Annotated in this window: 2 protein-coding genes; both read left to right on the top strand. The window is 34.2% G+C overall.

Going from position 1 to position 1,416, the window contains the following annotated elements; all coding sequences use genetic code 11:
- Window positions 1-66: 66 nt before the first annotated feature.
- Window positions 67-417 carry a transposase gene (locus LPB87_RS20565; protein ID WP_230729220.1) on the top strand — a complete coding sequence of 117 codons (351 nt, stop codon included), beginning with the start codon at window positions 67-69 and terminating at the stop codon, window positions 415-417.
- 145 nt (window positions 418-562) lie between these two features.
- A complete protein-coding gene (locus tag LPB87_RS20560) occupies window positions 563-1,393 on the top strand; it encodes a transposase (RefSeq protein ID WP_230729218.1) in 831 nt (276 codons plus the stop codon).
- Window positions 1,394-1,416 lie beyond the last annotated feature (23 nt).

The following is a 1,416-nucleotide window of genomic DNA, read 5'->3' as shown; positions in this document are numbered from 1 at the left end:
GGATCAAGAACAAATCTTGGGGAGGAAAAGTCAAAATAAAATAAGAGATTTGTAATCTAAGAATTTATTATGACCGCTATAGAGCTTTTAAAATTTATGCTTCCTGATTTTTTAGTAGAACACTTTGAAGTTGTTTCCTCTACTAATACAGAAGAAATATTACACCTATACTTTGAAGAAAATTCCAAACCTCCGGCGGAGTTTAATGGACTTCAGTTAGTCTCAAAGGGCTTTCAAGATGAGATTACCGTTCAGGACTTTCCTCTAAGAGGCAAGTTTGTGTATCTACACATCAAAAGGCGTCGTTGGACTAATAAAGTCACAGGTGAGATCATTAAAAGAGATTGGAATTTAGTTGCTAAGGGAACCCGCATGACTCAAGAGTTTGCGGCTTTTTTAAAAGAAATTAATAGATAAGACCGCTATTGATTGTCGAACCATTGGAAGCTTGCTTGGAGTCAATGGGAAGAAACTACAGAGACAATATAAAAAACACCTAAGTTCTTTTAGTACATGGGCTCTACGTGAACATGCTCATCAGTGGATTGTTTACCCTGAAAATATGGGTACTCATTTATCGATTGATGAAGTAGCTTTGTCTCAGGGAGAGCTTTTTACTATTATTACCAATAAGAAAGCCAGAGGTAAAAAAGGTTGCTTAGTTGCTATTGTTGCCGGAACAAAGGCTGATCAGGTTATTGAACATATCTCTAAAATTGACTATAAAAAAAGAAGTTGTGTCCAAGAAATAACACTCGACATGGCTAATTCCATGAAATTAATCTCCAAAAGATGTTTTCCAAAAGCCATGCAGGTTACTGATAGATTTCATGTTCAAAAATTAGCTCTAGAAGCATTACAGGAGATTAGAATAAAATATCGTTGGGAAGCTATGGATGCTGAGAATAGATTGATATTACAAGCAAAAAGAGAGAGCAAAACCTATATTCCAGAGCTTTTGTCTAACGGAGACTCTGTAAAACAGTTATTAGCCAGAAGTAGATATGTTCTTTATAAATCTCGTGAAAAATGGACTGAGAGTCAAAATGAAAGAGCTCAGATCTTATTTAGCTTATATCCTGATATAAAAACAGCATATAGATTAGTACAGCAACTTCGTGGGATTTATAACAATTACAACAACAAACATATTGCTATGACAAAACTAGCACATTGGTTCAGGAATGTAGAAGAATCAGGTTTTAAAAACTTTAATATCCTACTTAATACCATAACCATTAATTACCAGTCAATCTTAAACTATTTTGATAATAGAAGTACCAATGCTTCAGCGGAATCTTTTAACGCTAAAGTAAAAGCGTTTAGAAGTCAATTTAGAGGAGTACGAAATGTGGATTTCTTCTTATTCAGATTATCTAATCTTTTTGGATAATCCCCAACTTTTGAACTTGATCC

Source organism: Flavobacterium sp. EDS (genome assembly GCF_020991525.1).
In the GTDB taxonomy this organism is placed as follows: domain Bacteria; phylum Bacteroidota; class Bacteroidia; order Flavobacteriales; family Flavobacteriaceae; genus Flavobacterium.
The sequence above is the reverse complement of the archived record's forward strand: the minus strand, read 5'-3'. Positions and strand labels throughout refer to the sequence as shown.